Source organism: Bacteroides sp. (assembly GCF_030151085.1).
In the GTDB taxonomy this organism is placed as follows: Bacteria; Bacteroidota; Bacteroidia; order Bacteroidales; family Bacteroidaceae; genus Bacteroides.
The window spans coordinates 67,196-89,479 of sequence record NZ_JASLER010000099.1 but is presented as its reverse complement, the minus strand read 5'-3'; the positions used below and the strand labels follow the sequence as shown (position 1 = coordinate 89,479).

The window sequence follows — 22,284 nt, the reverse complement described above, 5'->3', positions numbered from 1 at the left end:
TTTGTTTTGCTTTGCCCACTGGATGTCTTGCTTTATCAAACTCTGATAACGAGAATACGAGCTTTCGTTATAGCGACCAACAAACCAAGGCATAACAACATCACACTTCTTAATCAAATCGTGCAGACGAGGATCTGATTCTGTATCACTGGAAAGTTCACGCCAATGAGTCGGTACGCCCAGCATCACACTGAAACCTTGTTCTTTCAAACCGTTGACAATAGCTTCCGCTTCTTTTAATCCGTAACGGCGTTTATCATTGAAACCTACTCCCCAAATCGTAACCAATGGTTTTCCATTATGATACAGATAAGATGGATTCTTTACATGATCTTTCAAAGAATGACGTTGAGCTATATCAGCAATATCTCTCAATACAGTCTGTTCATCACCGGGATTCATCCCACTCAGGTCGTACATCACACAGATGGCTCTTTCATATTTATTTGCGGCATTCATTGCTGAATTCAGCACTTTATTGAAATGCTTCAAACCACTTTCACCACGTACCTCACCTACGAAACGCTGCATGAATACGCCATCCAGTCCATACTCTTTCATCCATCTGAAATGAGTATCTACCGTCGATTCATCGTTGGATGAAAACACATAAGCCGGCTTGCCATCCGCAAAAGTAAACTCGGTCTTATACAGCTTCTTATACTCCGATACATCCGGCCACATATCAATGGAGCAGGAGCCCGGACGAAAACCGTTGCGACCTTTGTAATGATACCATCCCCGGTTTGCACCGTCGTCAGGGGCGTTAAACCACCCCTGATAACCGGCCATAACCAATCCTTTGTACGAGTTATATTGTTTGCCGGATTGTGCAAAAATACCTATTGAAAACATGAACAAGATGATAAACCAACTAGACCTCTTTACCATAACCTATATTTTAATGTTTACTTACTTTACAACCGAAGAAAGCATTTTCTTCATAAAACCATTATCCGCCGAATGGAAACGTACTTCCAATGAAGCAGCTTCATTGCGTTTGTCCATCTTTAGAATTAAGTGGTTCCATCCTTTCTCAAGGAAGACATTCGGAACTTTCACTTCACCATTTACCGCTGCGGGTAAATTAACTTGTTTACCATTCAGCCAGAAAGATACTGGTTTCTCAGTACCAATCAGCATATCCAAACTTGGCATATCGGGCTCTATCAACAAGTCACTCAAAGAACGTGAACTGTAAATCCAAAAGCTCAGATAAGCAGACTGTTTTCTATTTTCACGGCTACCGGGAATAGCAAAACGTCCGTTGTTATCGGCAGTTGCCACTTTCCAAACAGCTTGTCCACTCTTCATATTCAGTTCCGGTTTAATACTCGATGCATCTATTGGATTCTCACCTTCTACCGGGCCATACATCAGTGCACGATGCAACTTATAGTTGGCATCCAATGCTTGCATGGACAAAAGGTTTTCATTAGAGATCGTTACACCGATATTAGTTAATAACTGATTGAGCAATGACTGTGTCTCCAAACGGATATTGCTTAAATCGAGTGTAGAAAGAGTGATGTCTTTATTGCCTTCTTTCAAAGTGGCAATAACCATACTGGGTCCTTTTGCCTCACGTTCACTACGATAGACATCACCTGTTTTTGACGTTTCCGCACGATAGTTCCAACGTTGCCATTCGGTATTGCAAGCATTCAGAACAGGAGTAGCTTTATAAACAAAGTCTCCCTCCATACCATATTGCATAGCGCTCTTGTCACGAGCCAACAGTTCAGAGAAATAGAAATCGGCATGGCTCAGACCTTGCATAGCCGTAGCATCTTTGTTGATAAGGAAAGAAGTAGCATTCCGTTCTCCTAGTTCCACCGGATAAGGCAGTATAGCATTCACTGCGTCCAAGGTTTCTTTATTCAAGTGCAGAATTACCACCTTGGCACCTGACAACAAGTTCTTTTGCAACAGAGCGAGTTGTTGTTTCTCTTTCGGGAAATTGGCAGCATCCACAAAGAGTAGTGAACTAGAAGTAGCTATACCATTAGGAACGACCTTCACTCCCAATCCTTCCAGTTGTTCCTGCAATTCACCGTTTGAGGCAAATACGAATACGTTGTCTATAGCTGCTGCCTTCTCTTTAGCGGGAGCCGGTTTTCCTTCAGGCCATACCGGACAAGGTAGAATCGGAGTAGCGTATGCACAACGCAAGGCATCCAACATGGGCCATGCTTCATAAAGAGGCAATGAATCATCGTATCCGGGATTCAAAGTAGTGGTATAGGGACCAAGACGTTCAGGCTGCATGCCATAAGCTCCTTCTTTGAAACCGAAGAAGATACCATCTGTAGGTTGTGAATCGCGAGTTGTATCTGCCAAGCCCAAGTTCAAAGGTTTCAAGGCGTACCAAGCTAAATTGAAGACAGTACAATACGAAGCATTCAATTCGCGTTGCGTCTTTATCAATCCGTAGCTTTCTTTAGCGATAGCTTCCATACGTCCCTGCATGCTTTCGTAGGCACGGTCACCATTATAAACCGATGCTTGCTTCGGAGTTCCGTAATAAGCCATACTCTGTTCACCAATTCCCCAGGGTTTTCCTTGAGAAGACCAATGTTTCATGCCATCCATACCACCATAATGTCCAATGACGGTAGGTAAATCTGTAGGACGGTCTGTTTCACCATCTCCTGAAATCCAATTACGAGTGGGATCAGCGTCTTGTACTGTTTTCACCCAACGGTTGATTTCCTGCAACTGACGTTCTACTAATGATTCGGGTGCCTTGAACACATTAACGGCTACGGGAACCGTTTCATTACAAACACTCCAACCGAAAACAGAAGGATGATTCTTATCACGTTTAACCAAACGGCGGATATGCTCCACGCAGCTCTCCCAATAGTCTTCCGAATCAATCTTCGGTCCACCATCACTCGACCAGATACCGGTTTCATCCAGTACACAAATACCCATTTCATCGGCTACATCCATATAGAAAGACGGATAAGGTTGTGCATGGAAACGAACAGCATTGGCATTAGTATTCTTCAGCATATTAAACCATGCCCAAGCATAGCGACGTGTCATTTGCGGTACACCCGTGAAATGCCAGGAATCACCTTTTAACTGTATCGGGTTACCATTCAATAATAAACGACTGCCTTCAGTACGGAAGATTCTCCAACCGAAACGTTGGTACTTCTTATCCAGTGTTTGTTTTTTATCGCCTACGCTTACTATCAGACCGTAAAGATTAGGAGTATCGGGTGTCCAATATTCCAGTCCTTCTACATTCGACTTTTCAAGGCGTACCTTTACAGATGCTCCGGCAGGTAATTCTACTTTCTTTTGAGTGGCGAAGTTCAGAGAGGCTTCTTTTTCTAAAGCACCGCTTTCCATAGGTACTTCGTGTACACTACGTCCGGCCGTGCTGTACCAACGGCGCACTTCTCCATCTACACTCACCACTTGCTTCTGAGCAGTAGTATTACTAATTTCAAGTTCTACAGCCAATACTTTCTTTTCAGGATCGGGCTGAACAAATACATCCGAAACATATACCGGAGCCGATGCCAGCAAGAATACATCCTGCCAGATACCTGCCATCTCAATACCCCACATAGAACCGCCCACATACGTGCGGCGTCCATACTTGCCACGGTCGTCAAGTAGGCTTGCTTTGGCTACACCTACCAGAATTTCATTTTCCTGACCGGGCTTCAACAAAGAAGTAACATCCAGTTCGAAAGGTAGGAACAATTCAAAGTTTTCTCCCGCCAGTTTACCGTTCACATACACTTGGGTTTTGCCCATTACAGCACCGAAATGCAGCACTGTATGTTTCCCGTTCCAATCGGCAGGAACCTGTATTTTCTTCTGCATCCAGCCCATTTGGGCCTTTTCCCACTGTTTGGGATAGCTAGGATAAGCCAAGAAATCTCCTCCACGTCCATCGGTAAAGGCATTCACATTCCAGGGAGAAGGGATCTTTATTGGAGTTTGCTCCCAACTGAATTGTCCCGGCAAACGGAAATCCGCCATATTGTCGCTATACACCGGCATAAACTTCCAGGTTCCGTTCAAGCATATTTCTTCCCTATACCCTTTCTCTTCACTATTAACCATACCTCCTTTGGGATTGAAAACCCATGGATAATTTACCGGGGTACCGGCAAAAGCATCTACTACCCACCACATCAATAGCAGTAGGATTATCGCATTCTTTCTCATCTATTGTTTTATTATTAGTTTATTTTGCTCTATGAACTTCGTATTTACCGCCAGCCTGAGTTGTTATGTCATATTCGTAAATATGATATAACATAGGATATTGAGCTTTCAATCCTGAAGCAAGCAACGGTTCTTTAATATCTCCGTTTTCCATTAAAGTATTGGAATTTGCGCCAACTGCCATCTGTAGTCCGGCACCTTCCAAAGGCACGTATGAACGAATACGCAGATTACCGCCAATGCGGGAGGTTATTGTAGCGGAAGTCAGTTCTCCCCCATCCCAATCTATATTTACCTCGAACGCACCACGGGCTACCAAGCCTTTCACGCTGCCACGGTTCCAATCTTCGGGCAAAGCCGGAAGCAAGTGCAAAGCCTCATCATGACTTTGAAGAAGCATCTCGGCTACACCGGCTGTAAATCCGAAGTTTCCATCAATCTGGAAAGGCGGATGAGCATCGAACAAGTTCGGATAGGTACGTCCGTCGGGATTGCCTTCTTCCACCAGATTCAGCATGTTCTTGATGATCTTATAAGCATGGTTGCCATCGAGCAGACGTGCCCAAAGATTAATCTTCCAGCCGATAGACCATCCGGTAGCCATATCACCCCGATAGAGCAGTGAACGCTTGGCAGCCTGGAATAATTGCGGATTTGAGTATGGGGAAATCTGATTACTAGGATAGAGGCCATACAAATGGGAAACATGGCGATGGTCGTTATTCGGATCATCCACATCGGCGAGCCACTCTTGCAACTGGTTATGCTGACCTATCTGCATAGGTGGTAGACGGTTGATCATGCTTTTCAGCGAGTCGCAATAAGCGGTATTCTCCGGATAGAGTAATTGGGTCGCTTTCAGAACAGAGCTTAGTGCATCCAATACAATCTGATTATCCATTGTGCAACCGGCAGTAATCATGGTACCTGTTCCCGGAGGGCCTTGTTCGGGAGACATGGAAGGGGCGCAAACCATCCAGCCATATTGGGGATGTGCTACCAGGAAGTCGAGGAAGAAATCGGCTGCTCCCTTCAATGCAGGGTAAGCTGACTTCAAGAAACTCTGATCGCCGGTATAGAGATAATGTTGCCATAGGTGCTGACTCAGCCAGGCACCTCCCAAAGGCCAAACATAGGATGCACCATCCACAGGTCCGGCTATTCGCCAAAGGTCGGTATTGTGATGCACTACCCAGCCTTTGCAATTATACAAAGTACGTGCAGTTCCTTGTGCCGACTCGGAAAGTTCTTTCACCATTTGGAAAAGAGGCTGGTGCATCTCTGTCAAGTTGGTGACTTCGGCAGGCCAGTAATTCATTTCCGTATTGATATTGATGGTATATTTCCCATCCCAGGGAGCAAGCAGTTCATGGTTCCAAATGCCTTGCAGTCCGGCAGGTTGTCCTCCGGGTTGCGAAGAAGAGATCAACAGATAGCGACCGAATTGGAACATCAGTGCTACTAATCCCAAGTCTTTTCCTTCTTTGAAGTGCTTCACACGGTAGGAAGTCTCCTCTTGGCTCGAAGTGCCCACATTCAAGGACACTCTGCCGAAAAGTTTCTGATAGGCTTCTTCATGGGATTTCAAAGACTGCTGATAGGGGCTCTTCATAGCCTTTGCCATAGATTCGGTGGCACGCTTGGTTTCATTGCCACTTACGTCTTTATAATTTACGTAGTTGGTAGCGGCTGTTACATAGATTACAGCGGCATCAGCACCTTTCACTTCGATACAATCGTTTTCAACGTTTGCTTTGCCTTTCTCTGTTTTGATTTGTGTACGGGTTTCAAAACGGATAGCTCCCGGAATGCCCTCGTGCGCCGAACCTCTGCCTGATAAAAGCAAGTTCTTCCCATTCTTCTTTACTGTATATTCTTTAAAAGGAGAACTGTAGCGAGCTTTGAAGTTTACTGCACCGGGTTTATCTGCCTCGATGCGGATAATCAGTGCATTATCGGCAAGCGAAGTAAAAAGGGTACGAGTATAAGTCACATCCCCTATCTTATATTTAACGGAGGCAACCGCTCTCTCTAAATCCAGTTCACGGCGATAATCGGTATATCCGTCATGCCCATTGAATTCAAGCATCAGGCTGCCGATAGTTTGAAAGGGCATCCCCTGCTGCCCGGTGAAGAAGTTTTCAGCCAGAAGCTTCTCGGCTTGCTTCTCTTTACCTGCAAAGATCAGTTCACGTACTTGAGGCAATACATCCAAAGCTTTCGGATTATCATTCCGATGAGGACCTCCACCCCACAGAGTTTCTTCATTCAGTTGTATCTCTTCGTTTACAACTCCGCCATATACCATGGCACCCAGATGTGAGTTACCCAAAGGCAATGCTTCGGTCCAAACTTTAGCCGGCTGGCGATACCACATCTTCAAATCATCAGCTTTTGTGTTTATGCAACAAGCAATGAATAAAAGTACGATTATTAAACGGTTTCTCATGATGCATTAATTTACAGTTTTACGAATTGCAAAGTAAAGCGCATCTACTTAATAATAAGAAAAATTTCACCTTAAAATGCACTTAAAAAAGAATTAAAAATCAGCTTTCGCAAAGTTTTACACCGAAATTCAGGCAAGGCTATTAGTGTTATTGCCTACTCGTTGGCAAGCTCTTGCCAACAAATAGACAACAGTTTGCCAACAAGCAGGCAAAGGCTTGCCAACAGCTTGGCAATAATCGGCAAAATAACCTCCTATTTATAGAGGATCACATCTTGTTCTCTTGCTTTAGGTAACACATTCAGTTGCACCATCTTCTTTCCATCAGCTTTTACTCGGACGGTGGTGTTATCATACGCATGAAGTTTGAAATCAACCTTCCATGTGTCAGGGAATGCAGGCAAAACAAGAATCTGTTTTCCAACATTCTGTAAAAGCATGTTTTGTAAACCGATTGTAAAGGCACCGCCATTGTCTAGATCGGGAATATAGTCACTCCCCGGCTTCCAGAATACCGGGAATCGTACTTCAGGATCAATGGCACGAACGTTTTTCAACAGATATTCTTTGGTTTCTTCTGCTAGTCCCAGCAAAGGAGCCTGAATAGGGTCTTGCGACCAACAAGTGGTTTGATTGAACTTACGATGAGCAAAAGTATTCAAAGCAACATCCAGCCCGGGACGCCCTAGTCCGTAGATTTTATAAGGAAAGATGGCGTAGCATTCGGGGTTCTCGAAATTACGCCCCTCTCCAAACTCTTCGGCAGGTAGCAATCTCTTACCATCGTGTGTCTTTGGCAGAGGCGGCAATGCTTGCAGGCATTCGATCCACTCCTTGCGGAGTGCAGGCTCTACAAGACTCGCAGGCAGTTCGGTCAATTGAGAGATGTCGTATTGCAAACCGGCGATATAGTCCATGGGATTCAGGCAATCCCAGAACTGTTCAAGGGCATTTGCCGGAATGAAACGCAGCTTTTGTTCTATTTGCGGCCAATGTTGATAGAAGAAACGGATTACTTGGGTAGCAAACGGAACAATATAGTGACGGGCGAATGCTTCATCTTTTGTATAACTATAACACTCAAGCATTTCGGCAAGTAGTTCCAAAGCTCCTGAATAGTGATAACGTATCCAACGTGTCTGTGGAGCTTTGCCCTTATTGTTCCATCCCCAATCGTCTTGAATATACATACCGAAGAAGTTCAGCGTTTCGGGGAAGAATGCACCTTCATGCCCATAATAAATGCGGGTAATATCAGTTTGAAGAGGTAACATGTTGAGGTACATATCAAACCAAGGCTTCTTCAAGTCAAAATCCCCGGATGCTGCGAGCGGCCAATAGTAAAGCCGACAATTCTGATTCCAATAACCAGGGCCCCATGTACGGTAATCGCCGTTTTTACCTTTGTAGTCGAAGGTGAAGTTTCCACCATTGAACTTGACCGGATATGTTCCCCGACTCTGGCAAGCCATCATAAAACGCTGTAATAAGTAAGCCCTTGTTACCATTTCGGCATCCTTGTCACCTGAGAGGAATACCCAACTACGATTCCATAACAGATCCCACCACTGTAGATGCTTCTTATATGAAGCAGCCGGTGATACTTGGTTAAGAGCTTTAATGAGATTTTCCAATTGAGCATCCCATTCTTCAGCAGTAGCGGTTTGTGCCGTGTAGGGATAGATGGATATAAGTTGCTTTCTGACTACTTCGGTAGAGATAAGCGTACTATCATTCTGCGGGCGCATATCCTCGCCAATAATAGAAGCACCGAATGTCCGGTTCATATAAGGATCAGAATATTTTCCTATCAGTTCCGGAACATTCTGATAAGTGAGGATAGCGTCGAAGAAAGAGCTTTGATTACGATGATACCACTGTATCCGGTCAGCCTTCCGCACTAAAACGTCGGCACTCTCCGAAGGTCGTACAGGACTATCGAGCAAGCCCCGGAAGCTGGAAGCCAAGGCATCCTCTCCACTCTTCAAAGTAAAATGTTGCGGGCGCATCAGTTCAGTGGTGCAACTGATAGAAATGGCTTTATCAGAAACCGTTTCAATACGGATTACCGATTGATTGGCATCTATCCAAAGTTTGATACGCGTTTCATTCCCTTTTACACCTGTAGTAACATTGATTTCTCCTTTATGCAAGTTAAGTTCCTGTGAGAAACGAGTAGTTTCTGCAAAAGGATTAGGAGAAAGTTTTATCCGGACACGGCCTATTTTCAATAACCGCATAGCTTCACTCCAAGTATCCGATTTGCCAATATAAAGGAGTAAATCACCTCCTTTTTCTATCCAGACATTTGCAGTGATGTCACCATTACCCAATGGCATAGATTCCATAGAACCGGTAATGCTTGGTGTACTCCAAACTACATTGTACTGGTTCAGCTGTTTCAGTACATCAACCGGCAATTCATTTTTAGCGGAAATCCCATGCAGTCCGCCTATTAAGAGTAAGAAGCATAGTCCCCGAAGGAAGAATTTGTTTTTCATGGTTTAAATACTATTAGATTTGCAATATCATCTTCTTTGATGAAACAAAATTAATCCACTCCCCTTAAGGAATGGATTAATTTTGCCTTAATCGAAAATAAAAAGAATCAGTAAGAGTATTTTTCGGGAAAACAGTTTCCTATTTCGCTTCAAGCTAACCTTATTTCACATCAAACTTACCTTGCAAACGAATATCTTGGGAGGAACTTCCCACCATTACAGCAAATGTACCCGGTTCTACTACAAAATGATTGTCTTTGTTCCATAAGCCCAACTCCTGAGGAGTAAGAACGAAATCCACCGTCTTTTCTTCTCCCGGTTCGAGATGAATGCGTTCGAATCCGCGAAGCACTTTCACATAAGTGGTAACCGAACTTTGTTCATCATGCAGGTATAGCTGAACTACTTCGTCTCCGGCTACTTTGCCATTATTCTTGATCTTGCAACTCAGATTGACATTACTTTGAATACCTACTACCGGATTCTTGATTTGCAAATCACTGTATGCAAATGTAGTATAACTCAGTCCGTAGCCGAACGGGTAAAGCGCACCTGATACACGGACAAATCCTTTCGTATCTGATCCCGGCTTAAAGGGGAAAGCAAATGGTATCTGCCCAACAGATTTAGGGAAAGTTACAGCCAATTTACCACCCGGATTGTAATCACCGAAAAGAACTTTAGCCACAGCATCGCCCATAAACTCACCGGGGAACCAAGCATGAAGGATACCCGGGATGTACTTCTCAGCCCAATTGATAGTTGAGGCGCGTCCGTCCACCAGTACCAGTACGACTGGTTTGCCGGTAGCATACACCGCTTCTAAAAGTTTCTGCTGACGTCCGCACAATTCCAGACTGCTACGGGAGTATTCCTCACGCACCGTCTTTTCATTACCTCCTAATACCATGATGGCAACATCGGATTCTTTTGCCAAAGCTACCGCCTCATCCATCATCGTCTGTTCGTCCTTATCCAAAGGAACTGAATAAAGTTCACTTTCAGGGAAATGCTTGTCAATGATATCAGCACCTTTGGCATAACGCACTTCCGCACCGGGCAAGTATTCTTTTATACCTTGATAGATTGTCTTTATCGGTGCATTGGCAGGACCATAGCGACATATCAGGTTATTTACTTCTTCGGCATTGGGACCAATCACCGCAATCTTCTTAGTATTCTTGGAAAGTGGCAGAATGTTATTCTCATTCTTCAATAAGACGATGGATTCCAGTGCCGCTCTCATAGATACAGCTTGATGTTCCTTGCTATGCACCACGTTTTCGGGTTGTTTGGCATCCCCCTTATAAGGATGGTCGAACAGTCCCATAATGAATTTTACCCGCAACACATCGGCCACACGGCTATCAATAGTTTTTATGGAAACCTTGCCTTCACTGATAGCCTGCCTGAGCGGGCGGAGGAAGTTCTCGGGCAAAGTAAAATTGGTGCGCACGTTAAGTCCGGCATTCACCACCTGGGCAGCTCCCTCTACTGCATCGGCGGCAACGTGATGTTTGGAATACAGAAACTCTACCGCTTCACTATCCGATACTACATATCCTTTAAAGCCCCATTCATGACGGAGGATCTCTGTGAGGAAATGATAACTGCCCGTAATGGGCTCGCCGTCATAATCATTATACGAACTCATTACACCTAAAGCCCCGGCATCACAAAACGCCTTGCGGAAAGATTCCAGATAGAGCGTCCGCATTTCACGCGGAGCCACATGCGGGTCGGTACGAGTACCTTCGTCACGCCCACCTACCGGAATACTATATACAGCAAAATGTTTGGGAGTAGCTACAAGACCTTTCTCCTGTAGTCCGGTTATCATCTGTTTGCCCATTTCTCCTACTAGGAAAGGGTCTTCACCATAGCATTCTACTACGCGCCCCCAACGGGGGTCTTGGGCAATATCCAGAATGGGCGAATAAATATTAGTATATCCCAATGCATTCGCTTCATTGGCAGTGACATGAGCTATTTCACGAATCAGGTTCTTATTCCAAGTCGCCCCCTGTCCACATTGGGCAGGAAACATGGTAGCGCGGTCATGGCACAAGCCACGAATGCCCTCATTGGTAAAATCGACCGGTATTCCGAGGCGGGTGCTTTCTACAAACCAACGTTGAATGGTGTGTCGGTTATCTACACTGCGGGTATATGGATAAGATATTGAAGAACCAAATTTACCTAAGCCATTGGCTTGTTCGTCTATATTAGCTATACCATCTTTCCAAATTTCATTTGCCCAGCCAACTGTAGGTAAGGAATCCTTCAGAACTCGCCCTGAACCATACAAGGTAGCCATCTGGCAGGTTTTCTCATCCAGTGTCATTTGAGACAACAAGTCCTTCACCCTGGCATCAATCGGTGCCGAAGGATCTTCATAGACATCCTTTATACCGTTTTTATTAAAATCGATCCAGCCTTTCTTATAGATTCCCGGATTACTGCCGGCATTCAGCCCAGCGCACAGCGATATAGCAATACATAAAGCAATTCTTCTTCTCATAGTATTCTTACTTTTCCATTTCTAATATAAGTTCTCCACCTTTCATCAAATCGAAATGAGAGAAGCGAGGTACTTCCAAATTCTCTCCATTCAACTTCATGGAGCGAATATACTTATTTTCTTTGTTATTATTCTTTGTACGGATAACAAAGTCTTTCCCGTTCTCCAAATGAATGGTCACTTTATCGAATAACGGACGACCTATCTCATAAACCGGACGTCCCGGGCAGAATGAATAGAATCCCATTGAACTAAGTACATACCAAGCTGACATCTGACCGACATCTTCATTCCCCGAAAGTCCGTCGGGATTATTATGGTAGAGGGTACGGAGAATATGATCGACCAAAGCTTGCGTTTTGTGAGGTTCTCCGCCATAGTTGTATAGATAAGGAATATGATGACTCGGTTCATTGCCATGAGCATATTGACCGATCATACCCGTTACATCGGCAGCGGCATTCGGATCACCCGTCAATTCGGAGCTTGTAGTGAACAGCGTATCGAGATGAGCAACAAATGCTTCCTTGCCGCCAACCAGTTCCATCAATCCATCTACATCCTGCGGCACAAACCATGCCCATTGCCAGGCATTGCCCTCTACATAATTGCTGGGACGTTGCACAGACGAAGGGTCAAAAGGAGTTATCCAACTACCATCACTCAACCGTCCACGCATCAACTTGGTTTCCGGATCGAAGTAATTGCGGTATGCCTTGGACAAATCCATATATTTATCATACAAGTCCTTGCGGTTATTCTCCTTCATCAATTGTGCTATCAGCCAATCATTGTAGGCTATTTCCAATCCTTGCGAAACAGAACCGCCTACTTTATCACAAGGAATATAGCCCAGTTCATTCTTATACTTGATAGCTGGGGACATAAGCTTTTCGAGAAGAATCTCGCGGTCCATCATCGGCGTTATGCCGGTAGTATCGTACACCGAAGAACGGATGCATGCTTCCAAAGCCTTGTTCACATCGAAGTTGCATTGCTTCTTCATCATTGCATCGGCAATGACAGATACGGCATGATAGCCAATCATCGTGCCCGTTTCGTTAGATGCCAATTCCCACTTAGGCAGAATGCCCGACTCATCGTATTTACGAAGCAAAGAACGGATAAAGGCTTGGTTCAATTCCGGGGTTATGATGGTATATAGCGGATGGGCGGCACGGAAAGTGTCCCATAAAGAGAATACGGTATAGTTTATATAAGCTGTATCTTGCTTGATTTCATGGCTCATGGCACGATAACGCCCATCTACGTCCGAGGCCAGACTTGGCTGGATATAGGTATGATACAAAGAGGTATAAAAGACGGTACGGTCGTCTTTGTCCGAAGTCTCTACATCAATTCTGCCTAAAGCTTCATTCCAAGCTACATTTGCCTTCTGTTGCACATTGTCGAAATTCCAGTCGGGGATTTCCGCCGTTACATTCTTTCGGGCACCTTCTTCATCCACACTGGATATACCGACTTTAGCCATCACACATTTATTGGCAGAAAGATTGTTGAAAGTGAGTACCGCTTTTGCTGTGCTTACTGTAACAGACGTGCTATCGGGCTGATAAATGGTATCAGAGTATAGTTTATAAGTAAAGGGACTGGAAAATGTTGCATGGAAATAAACATAATGATGCTTTGCCCAGCCCTTGGTATATTTCATTCCGGCAATAGTAGAATCATTCACGATGCGGATTTGGGTAACAGGATGCTGATGACCGTGAATCGTTGGTTCCATATCAATGATTAAACGGGCATCGTCTGCTTTAGGATAGGTGTAGCGGTGCATGCCGGCACGGAGTGTAGCAGTCAGTTCCACATTAATAGAATCATCTTTTAATAAAACCTGATAATATCCCGGACGGGCGCTTTCCTGTTCATGCGAGAAACGGGAGCGATATCCTTCATCCGGTTTTCCGGCAGTACCTGCCACTAATGGTTTCTCTCCGACTACCGGCATAAATAGAATGTCACCATAATCTCCGATACCCGTCCCACTAAGATGGGTGTGACTGAATCCCATAATAGAGGAGTCGTCATAATAATAACCGGAACATGCGTCCCACCCCATCAAACGGGTGTCGGGACTTAATTGTACCATACCATGAGGCAATGTTGCCCCTGGAAAGGTATGACCATGTCCTCCGGTTCCAATGAATACATTCACTTGGTCGGTATATTCTTCCGACGAGTTTTTTTCGGCACAGGATAACAATCCGAATCCAACAGCTAACAACAGCATATAGTATCTGCTTTTCATATTATAATAAGTTTATGTTTATTCAATTAATGCATAAAGTTCCAATCTGCTTTCACCGTCATTGTATCCCCTTTGGTACGGATAATCAAGGGATAACAGGGTTTTACCGCTATGTCTCCCGCACCGGGTCCCTCTTTTACTGTTGGATTAGCAGGTATTCCCGAAGCTTCGCCCAACACAACTTCCAGCACTTCGCCTTCGGTAACGTCGAAGCGAACCGATGCAGCCGAAGTACGGCAAATAAATCCCGGTTGATAAGGATAGGAGAACGTGTTATGAATCCGTCCGTGCACCTCGCTTCCTTTCAATATAGTGGCTACAGACGCCCCCTCTATCGCAGGCTTTTCGTTGAACAAGATAACGTATTCATAGATATGCGAAGTGTCCGAAACACAAGTATATACATCTTGCAGATGAGTGCCTTTCAAGTCCATACTGCGCTTCATCTTTACGCCCGGATAAGCCGTTGTAGTCTCCGCTTCAGCATATCCGCCATCGGGACGCGGAAAGAAGTTCAGGAGTTTGCCTACGCTTCGCTTCTGGTCTTTTGCATCCACAATCACCGTATTGTGTGAGAGGCTGCGCTTATACCACTTCAGATAATCAGGAATTCCATAACCGGAAGTACCAAAATCGGAAACCAACTCCCTATTGCCATCATGAATGGTAATAGAAAGTTTGTCGGGATGCCCATGACCGATACCTTCGCCACCAAACTTCAATACTACCGTACGAGCCTCACTACGTAACAGGCAGAAGCCCGAAGTATCGAACGAATAACTGGACTGAATCAGTGGCTCATTAGCTCCTTCTATTGCCTGATTATTCAGTAGAGCTTCCGGGTCGAGGCGTTTCTTACGGCTATATGTCAGTTGTAGTACCCGCTTTAAGAGAGGATTACTAAACCGCGCATTCGCCACTTCATAGAGCGCTGATTGCGAAAGCAGGTTTGCACCATACCAACCGTCGCTATGGGCAGGAAAAGACAAATCGGGGTAAGTGCCCTTCACAGGCTCGGCAAACATATCATGCAGGTCTTCATCAAACAACTTGACTCCCCGGCACTTCACCGCATTGGCTGTAAACAACAAGGCTTCCAACGGATAGTAATGGTAATGGGGAGAGCCTTCATTGATCCAACCGTCATCATTCTTATGTTTGCCTATTAAATAATGATAGCCGAACCTCTCTTTATTGATGGCTACATCGACAATAGAATCGTTTTCCAAAGCAATACCCAGAGCAACCAGCCCACTGTTATGCCACATTTGCCAGTTTGCTTCCGCAGGGCGGTGCAGCAGCAGAATAGCAGCGGGGGTGAGATATCCGTCTTCAATGGTTTTAACTTCTTTTTCTGTCAAAAGAGGCTTGATAACGGAGTATGTCATAGCAACTTTCGTAGCCCAATTTGCTTCATCAAGGCTTTGGGCAAATGCTTTGCCGCTATGTTTATCTGTTGCTTGTCGCCCAGCATTGTGCTCAAACCAACCGGCATATTTACCGGCATAGTCCAATAACATTGTTCGGATGTAATCGGCATATTTTTGTTTCCCCGTTGCCAGATAGAGGTACATGCACTGATAGAGATAATCTTTGTTGAGCATGTGTACTTCGTAACCCCATGCCCAGTCATAACACCCCACTCCTGTCCACTCTTTTTTGCAAGCCGAACAGTAGTGTGCCAGTGGCTTGTCCCATCGGAAAGTGAACTGCAAATTATGCACCGGACAGAAGTAATCATGAAAATGACCACCTTCTTCTTTGGGAACTTCCAACGGGTGCATCCGCCTCTGCTGTACCTTCTGCTTTAAATCTGCTACAATCGCCTTTCCCCAACGAGTCTTTGCCGACGAACGAATGGAAGCAATATCTTCCTCCGAAAAGAAGTGAAAACCTTCATTGCCCTTCTTCGCTACCAACGACCAATTGCCAGAGTAATAGGCCTGATTCAACAAACGGAGTTTCCCGGCATCGCCCTGACGGATAAAGAGGTTCTCCAAATCCTTATAGAGATAGAACTGCAACCAATATCCACGATTGTATTTCTCACGGCTAGTAGAGGTTTGCATCCATTTGGCATACCATAAAGGCTCCACACCATATTGGCGCGCAACTTGCACGGCTTGCCCCGCACGTTTCCAAATCCCTTCGGACATACGTTTACCCAAAGCAAGATAATCTTTGTAAGTAAAATGAGAGACATCTATCAATTGACAGGCGTCATCTATAGCCAAGTCTTTAAAATCGATGATAGTCTCCATCTTGGCATCACCATCCAAGTCATACTCTATATGATCAAAGAAGCCATTCGCATCACGGTCGCTATAAAGCACAGTTGCAAAGCGCTTAGGGTCACGATTTCCCATCCACATGCGATCCCATCCTTCATAATATTCGGCATTCTGGTCTATACGCCAAACGCCAGTCTCGGCTCCATAAAGATGCAGCCGCCCATCAAAACGGCTTAGGTAGAGACGGGCATTGCCCGAATTATCCATGTCCCATTCGCCGCGGTCACCGGCAGCATCGCTCTGCTTATTGTTATCAATGCCTCCTTTGTTCCACCCCACTTTGAATGGATCTCTTGGGTCGTAGAGTTCTACACGTTCCCAACGGCTGCAATCATCGTCTTCGTCATATACAAAGTTGATGCGGTTCCATCTACCACGCTGAAAAATAAGTTTCTGTGCACTGTCATGATCCGGGTAAATCAGTTCTTTCAGTTGGCGGTAACGAGGGTCCATAAAGAATGGGTCAGCCTCTGGCAATCCGCGCACATTCTGAATAGGATGAACCTGATCCCTATAATCAAAGCCCTCTCCTTGAAAACTGAGTGTGAAGTCGAAATCAAATTCATTGCCGGTGGTATTGTCATTATCCAGATCGACAGCCAATGACACCCAGTCCACACGTCCTTCCAATTGGCGGTTCACATAGCTGTTGGAGGGTGCCTTGGGGTCGTGTATCTTAGGAGAGTCAACCATACGGATAGCCATTTCGGTCAAGTGGTCCTTGTCGGGATCATAGAACAAGAAGGGATTCTCCCAATTCAAGCGCAAGTCCTTCATGTCATACGTAGAAGTGTGTATCTTCAGGAAAGCAGTCCGTCCGCTATAATCCTCGTAGAAATCGGACAGTCCGCTACGATCCCAACATTGAAGAGTGAAATTATTCCAGTTGATATAATTGAAGACATTGTCGTGATCCAGATCCATCATAATCATATAATGCCCGTTGGGCCACACTTCTCCTGTTCGCTCTTTAGGATACTCTATCAGAATCTGCATATCGGCTTTTCCGTCGCCATTCGTGTCCACCCAGTCGATAATCAAGTCGCCCTGCCCTCCGTAAACACCATCCTTGTTGCGGTCAATCAACAGGCAATCATTCACCATATCGCCTTCCAAGTCTCCTTTCTTCATATTGCCGTCATCATCCAGCCACAGAATGGGAATATCGTTATGGGTAACAGATTGGATGGCATCCGGTTTTCCGTCTGTATTCAAATCCAGATATTGCGGTTTATAGCCAACTGGTGGTAGCGGTAAGCGTAAAGGTGTCATCTGTGTACGCAGATTCCAATATAAATTTGTATTTTCTGTTTGCGCCCAACAGTTCCCTCCTATTCCTGCGAAAAGGAACAGAACAGTATAGGCTATTCCAGCTAAAATCTTCTTATCTTTCATGGTATATTCAAATTTCACCAGGTATCTTTTTTCATTAACTATTTCCTAACAGGCATCGTAAACGTCAAAGGAATCTCTTTTCTCAGCATGCGGGCAGCTTCGCCCGTCAGCCACAAATAATGATCGGAAGGCTGCCCGTCCATATCAATAAACTTGGCAGTGTCACTAACCGGAGGCTCACCGGTGCACTTGAAGATGGCGGTGCCTTCGTCAACTTCATCAAACATAGCTACATAAATCATCTCAGCTCCTGCCAACATTGCGGTAGAAAGCTGCTGCCAATAGAAACGCCCTCCCTGACGGGGAATACTGCCGACCGGCTTCACGTCATCCGGGAACTCCAGTTTGCTGAGATTGTGCCAACTGAACCCAGGAGTTACGGCAGGAACATAATCTACGCCATTCTCCTTGCACCAGCGAATATCTTCAATCACCAAGTCACGAAAACGGTCCATGTCATTGTGCAATAAAGGAGAAAAGCGCTGAACAGTCCATGGCAGAACAATATCCGCCTGCTTAATTACTGTATGTAGATAGGGGTCATTGATACAATCGGCTTCCAGACTGCGCCAGAAAGTAGGAACACCCAGCATCACCGTGCACCCACCGTAAACTGGGTCATTCTGCAAGAAGTCTATCAAACGATCCAGACCGATATTCCTTATATTATAAGGTCGGTCGGGGAAGCCTACTCCCCATATAGCTACTACAGGCTTTCCGCTATGATGCAGATACGTCTTTTTCCCAACCTGATTAGTTACCTTTTCATTATCTACCAGTCTTTTCCAATCTTCCATAATCAAGGAGCAGTCCTCACCCGACTTTTTCAGCCCGGACAAATCATACATGACTGCTATGGCACGGTCGTATTTTGAAGCAGCTTCTAAGGCATTCGTCAAAATGCGGTTGGGTACCGAGTTCTGCTGCTCTCCACGGGTATTGCTAAAAAAACGTTGCACAAATACCCCGTCTACCCCATACTCTTTCATCCACTTGAAGTGCAGGTCGACAGTAGATTTATCGGCCGAACTGAACACACGTGCCTTGCTGCCATCGGCATGTCTGAAAGGCGTCTCATAGGTCTTTTCATATTCGCTTACATCCGGCCAAGCATCAATCGTGCAATGCTTTTCGTCGAATTGCTTTCCGCTACCATAATGACCATAACCTTGATTGGTTCCATCCTGTGGTCCGCGAAACCAGCCTTGGTATCCGGCCATAATCAATCCTTTATAACTTGGATAAGAAGTTTCCTGCGAGTGCTTGGGACCGGCGTAAGCTAACATGCTCATGCCAAGAAGCCCCAATGTGACGAATAACTTATTCTTCATAATGTATTATCTGTTATATCTGTTATTAAAAAACTTACAGCTTATTGTAGCTATTATCTTGCTGCAAAAGTAAATTCCAGAGATTAAGCCGTCAGCTATATTGTGCTTATCTGAGAATTAATTTTCAATTAAAATGAGATATTAATCGCCTTTTTAGTAGTCTGTATCAATTTGGAGCCCAAGGGCTGAATGGTATAGCTCAAAACTATTTCGTCTGCTGTGGAAAACTAAATGCTGATATGTGGAAGACTAATCTTAAAGATGTCACTAACAAGTAAGTCGTTTGCAAGCAGCCTATGGGTCGTTTACTATCAGCCCATGAGATGCTTGCAAACGACCCATGGGCTGCTTGCAAACGACTTACTTGTTTATGAGCATAAAATTAGTTGTTTATTCCGTTTTAGAGAATAATTTTTGGGCTTTTTAGAGTTAAGAAGCAACATATTCAATGAAGTGTATTCATACATGCAAGTAATGAATTAAATGGTGCAAAGAATACCTACTTTTCATCTGAACCATAAATCAATCCCCCGCCTAACTTGTTATACCGAAGACCGGAGATATAGTAGTTATTGGTGAGTTCTATTGATTTGCCCCGTTCACCCAGTTTAGCATATGCTTCCTTTTCGGTAGCATCCTCTGTTATTTTTTGAGCGAAATAGGAAGTGTACACATGCGCTTTGCCACCTCTGACATCTACTCCCTGCGTACCTGAGCGTGTGAAGTTGGCTTGCTGAAATGATACAATACCATTGTTTATAATCGCGCCGAAGACGGGGTTGCCCCAAAAGGCACTATTGTACAAGATTAGTTTAGCATTAGGATGAACCTTGCCGGTATTCACATTGTCGCCCATAAGAACGTACGCCCTGACCGGTTCGTCCGGTATTTTGGTGTTGACCAACTCTGAGTTAACGGTAATAATCTTAGTGTCCTTGTCCGCATCTTCTACAAAGAGAGAATAGGTACATCCGTCAGAGCCATGACCAATAACAGTCATTTTCCCCGGATAGCGACCTGTGATTGCATCCTTGAGGAAATGTATGCCATATACCGAACCATAGACGAAGTTGTTGAAAATAGTTTGGTTCTTGACATCGGCAAATTTAAGCGCACTGCAATTAGATTGTACAAAGCGCATCATAAATACCTCAGGATATCCCTGCCCTCCTTCGGGAAGTCTCGATCCATAGTGGGGGTTAAACTGCATGTTACGGATGAATCCGCCCTCGGCTCCACCGCCAACCCAGATACCTGCTCGTAAAGGCACACCACCCAGATAATCGACATAGTGCCCACTAGTATCATAAGAAGCCAAGTCTATCCCTTTGTCGCCTACGGCTATGGTTACGTTGACGATGTACACCTTCGGACCTTGTCCCTGTATCAGGAACGGTGTCTTCCTGGGATTTTCAATGCTGAAACCGTCAGAAGCAATATTGAGCTGTGCCAGCGTTATACCTCTGATGCCTGCATTGGCTTCGAGCTGTATGAGCGAAGCACCGCTTTCGCCTGCGGTTCCGCCATCATAGTTGGTAAACAAGGCAGTTCCACCGCTTTGCGTGTGATGTTGCACATCCCATGAACCCCTTAGTTCCACTCCCGAAGGCACTTTGACAGGATTGTTCACCAGATATCTTCCGGCAGGCAAGTAGAGCGTACCTCCACCGGCAGCTTTCACTGCATCGAGTGCAGATTGCAAGTCGGCTGATACATCTTTTACAGGACGATTGTTATTATAGCCCGTTGCTCTAGCTAGTTCTGCTTTCAAGACTTTGTCCGACATCGGCCTGGGGTGCACGTCAATATTTGTCTTTATATTCTCAGGAATTGGTTCAAAAGCGTATTTCTTCCCCGCGATGACTTCTACTTTGGCCGAAGTGCTGTGATTGTCAACCTTCAGTTCCCACTTATAGCCCGAATTGACTGATTTCAGCGTACGCATATCCGCTCCAAGATATACATGCCCGGCATTCTTCTTAAAATCACACTGGGACAACAATACATTACCACTGTTTATCTTGAGCGCATAATCGTTGTATTTGTCAAAAGTACAACTTTCAAACGATACGACTCCATCTTTGCCATCGCTTACAACAGGCCCGTTGAAATCCACTCCGTTGAACTGCACCGAAGTGCTGAAATCCTTGTAAAAGTATACGGCATTGCCATCTTTGGCGGCTCCAAATGAGGAGTTGGATATAAGTATGCCATACGGATTGACATCCTCAACGTACAATCCGTTCCCGCAGTTATCTACGTGAACCTCGTACAACTGAGCGTTCGGTGCATCGGCAAATCCGGGTTCACGGCCTATCCATACCCCAGTTTTATAGCCAGAGACATGGAGATAAGAAACATATTCCCAGTCCGAACGGTGCATTTGATATCCTATGCCGTTCGCTTTTGTATAGGCTGTTACATCAGCAAGAGAGGGAGCTCCCGGAAGTCCTGAATTAGCCCAGTATTGGGGACTTATCCGGACATTTTCAATACGCCCGATATCGGTACATACATGCACTTCGATGCCTTTATTAAGGGCTGTTATATAACTGTCCAGCACATAATGCAGTTCGCTAGGGGCGGAGTTGAAACCGTTGTAAGAGTTTACGAGCGTGACATGCTCTATCGTTGCGCAATCTCCCTGGGTTTGGAACAACGTCCACGGATAGGGTGCTACATCCTTAATATCCTGTTCGGGATACCAGATAGAGAGATTGGTAACTCCGGTACCTGCATTCATTTCTATGAATCTATCAGCTATGCTTGTGTAGGTGGTACGAAGCGCGTTTCCAGCCTGCCCGTCGTTCCACCAACTTTCCACACTTCCATCATGATTCGGTGAATTCTTGCCGGTGCGCACTTCGAGAATGGTTCCAAGGACTTTCCCGTTATTCGATTCGGGGGCAGTCCAGTCACCCCGAAGCTGTACCCCGGGATGCAGACGCAGCACATACTCGAAATGAAACTCTTTATTTCCTTCCGAGCGCCCCTGGCGAACTCGGACGTTTTTAGTCCCCACTTGTGTACTACGGAATTCGTAATTTCCGGCAGGTATATACACTACCCCGCCACCATTCTTATATGCGGCATCAATAGCTGCCTGGAAAGCAGCCCTGTTGTCAAATCCCGGCTGGGCTTTAGCCCCAAACTCAGAGTCAGTCACTACAAAGTCGGATATAACCCAGTCTTTTGTGGGATAGACGGTTTTGATACTCTGCCTAAGCAGTTGCTGTTTTACAGTCTGTGCACCGGCAATATTCGTAGGAAGCATTGCCATCAGGGCTATCATAGCCGCTATACCTAACTTGAAAAACGCATTTGCAGGACTTT

9 protein-coding genes are annotated in these 22,284 nt (G+C 45.1%); all 9 read right to left on the bottom strand.

Annotated features, from left to right (window positions below):
- Window positions 1-891: glycoside hydrolase family 71/99-like protein (locus Q1W14_RS21440; protein ID WP_300704871.1), on the bottom strand; the 891-nt coding region annotated here is incomplete at its 3' end.
- Between the two features lie 21 nt (window positions 892-912).
- A complete protein-coding gene (locus Q1W14_RS21435) occupies window positions 913-4,194 on the bottom strand; it encodes a glycoside hydrolase family 2 protein (protein ID WP_300704869.1) in 3,282 nt (1,093 codons plus the stop codon).
- Window positions 4,195-4,213: 19 nt separating this feature from the next.
- Complete coding sequence (locus Q1W14_RS21430; RefSeq protein WP_300704868.1) at window positions 4,214-6,643, bottom strand: glycoside hydrolase family 95 protein; 2,430 nt, start codon at window positions 6,641-6,643, stop codon at window positions 4,214-4,216.
- Window positions 6,644-6,897: 254 nt separating this feature from the next.
- On the bottom strand, window positions 6,898-9,144 hold the full coding sequence (locus Q1W14_RS21425; protein WP_300704866.1) for a DUF5703 domain-containing protein: 2,247 nt from the start codon (window positions 9,142-9,144) through the stop codon (window positions 6,898-6,900).
- Between the two features lie 160 nt (window positions 9,145-9,304).
- Window positions 9,305-11,665 (bottom strand): glycoside hydrolase family 3 N-terminal domain-containing protein, encoded by a 2,361-nt coding sequence (locus Q1W14_RS21420; protein WP_300704864.1) that lies wholly within the window; start codon window positions 11,663-11,665, stop codon window positions 9,305-9,307.
- Between the two features lie 7 nt (window positions 11,666-11,672).
- Window positions 11,673-13,934: a GH92 family glycosyl hydrolase gene (locus tag Q1W14_RS21415; RefSeq protein WP_300704863.1), complete on the bottom strand. Its 2,262-nt coding sequence runs from the start codon at window positions 13,932-13,934 to the stop codon at window positions 11,673-11,675.
- Between the two features lie 26 nt (window positions 13,935-13,960).
- A complete protein-coding gene (locus Q1W14_RS21410) occupies window positions 13,961-17,620 on the bottom strand; it encodes a heparinase II/III family protein (RefSeq protein ID WP_300704873.1) in 3,660 nt (1,219 codons plus the stop codon).
- Window positions 17,621-17,658: 38 nt separating this feature from the next.
- Window positions 17,659-18,951 (bottom strand): glycoside hydrolase family 71/99-like protein, encoded by a 1,293-nt coding sequence (locus Q1W14_RS21405; RefSeq protein ID WP_300704861.1) that lies wholly within the window; start codon window positions 18,949-18,951, stop codon window positions 17,659-17,661.
- Window positions 18,952-19,450: 499 nt separating this feature from the next.
- Window positions 19,451-22,243, bottom strand: a complete 2,793-nt coding sequence (locus Q1W14_RS21400) for a glycosyl hydrolase family 28-related protein (protein WP_366945772.1) — start codon at window positions 22,241-22,243, stop codon at window positions 19,451-19,453.
- Between the last annotated feature and the right edge of the window lie 41 nt (window positions 22,244-22,284).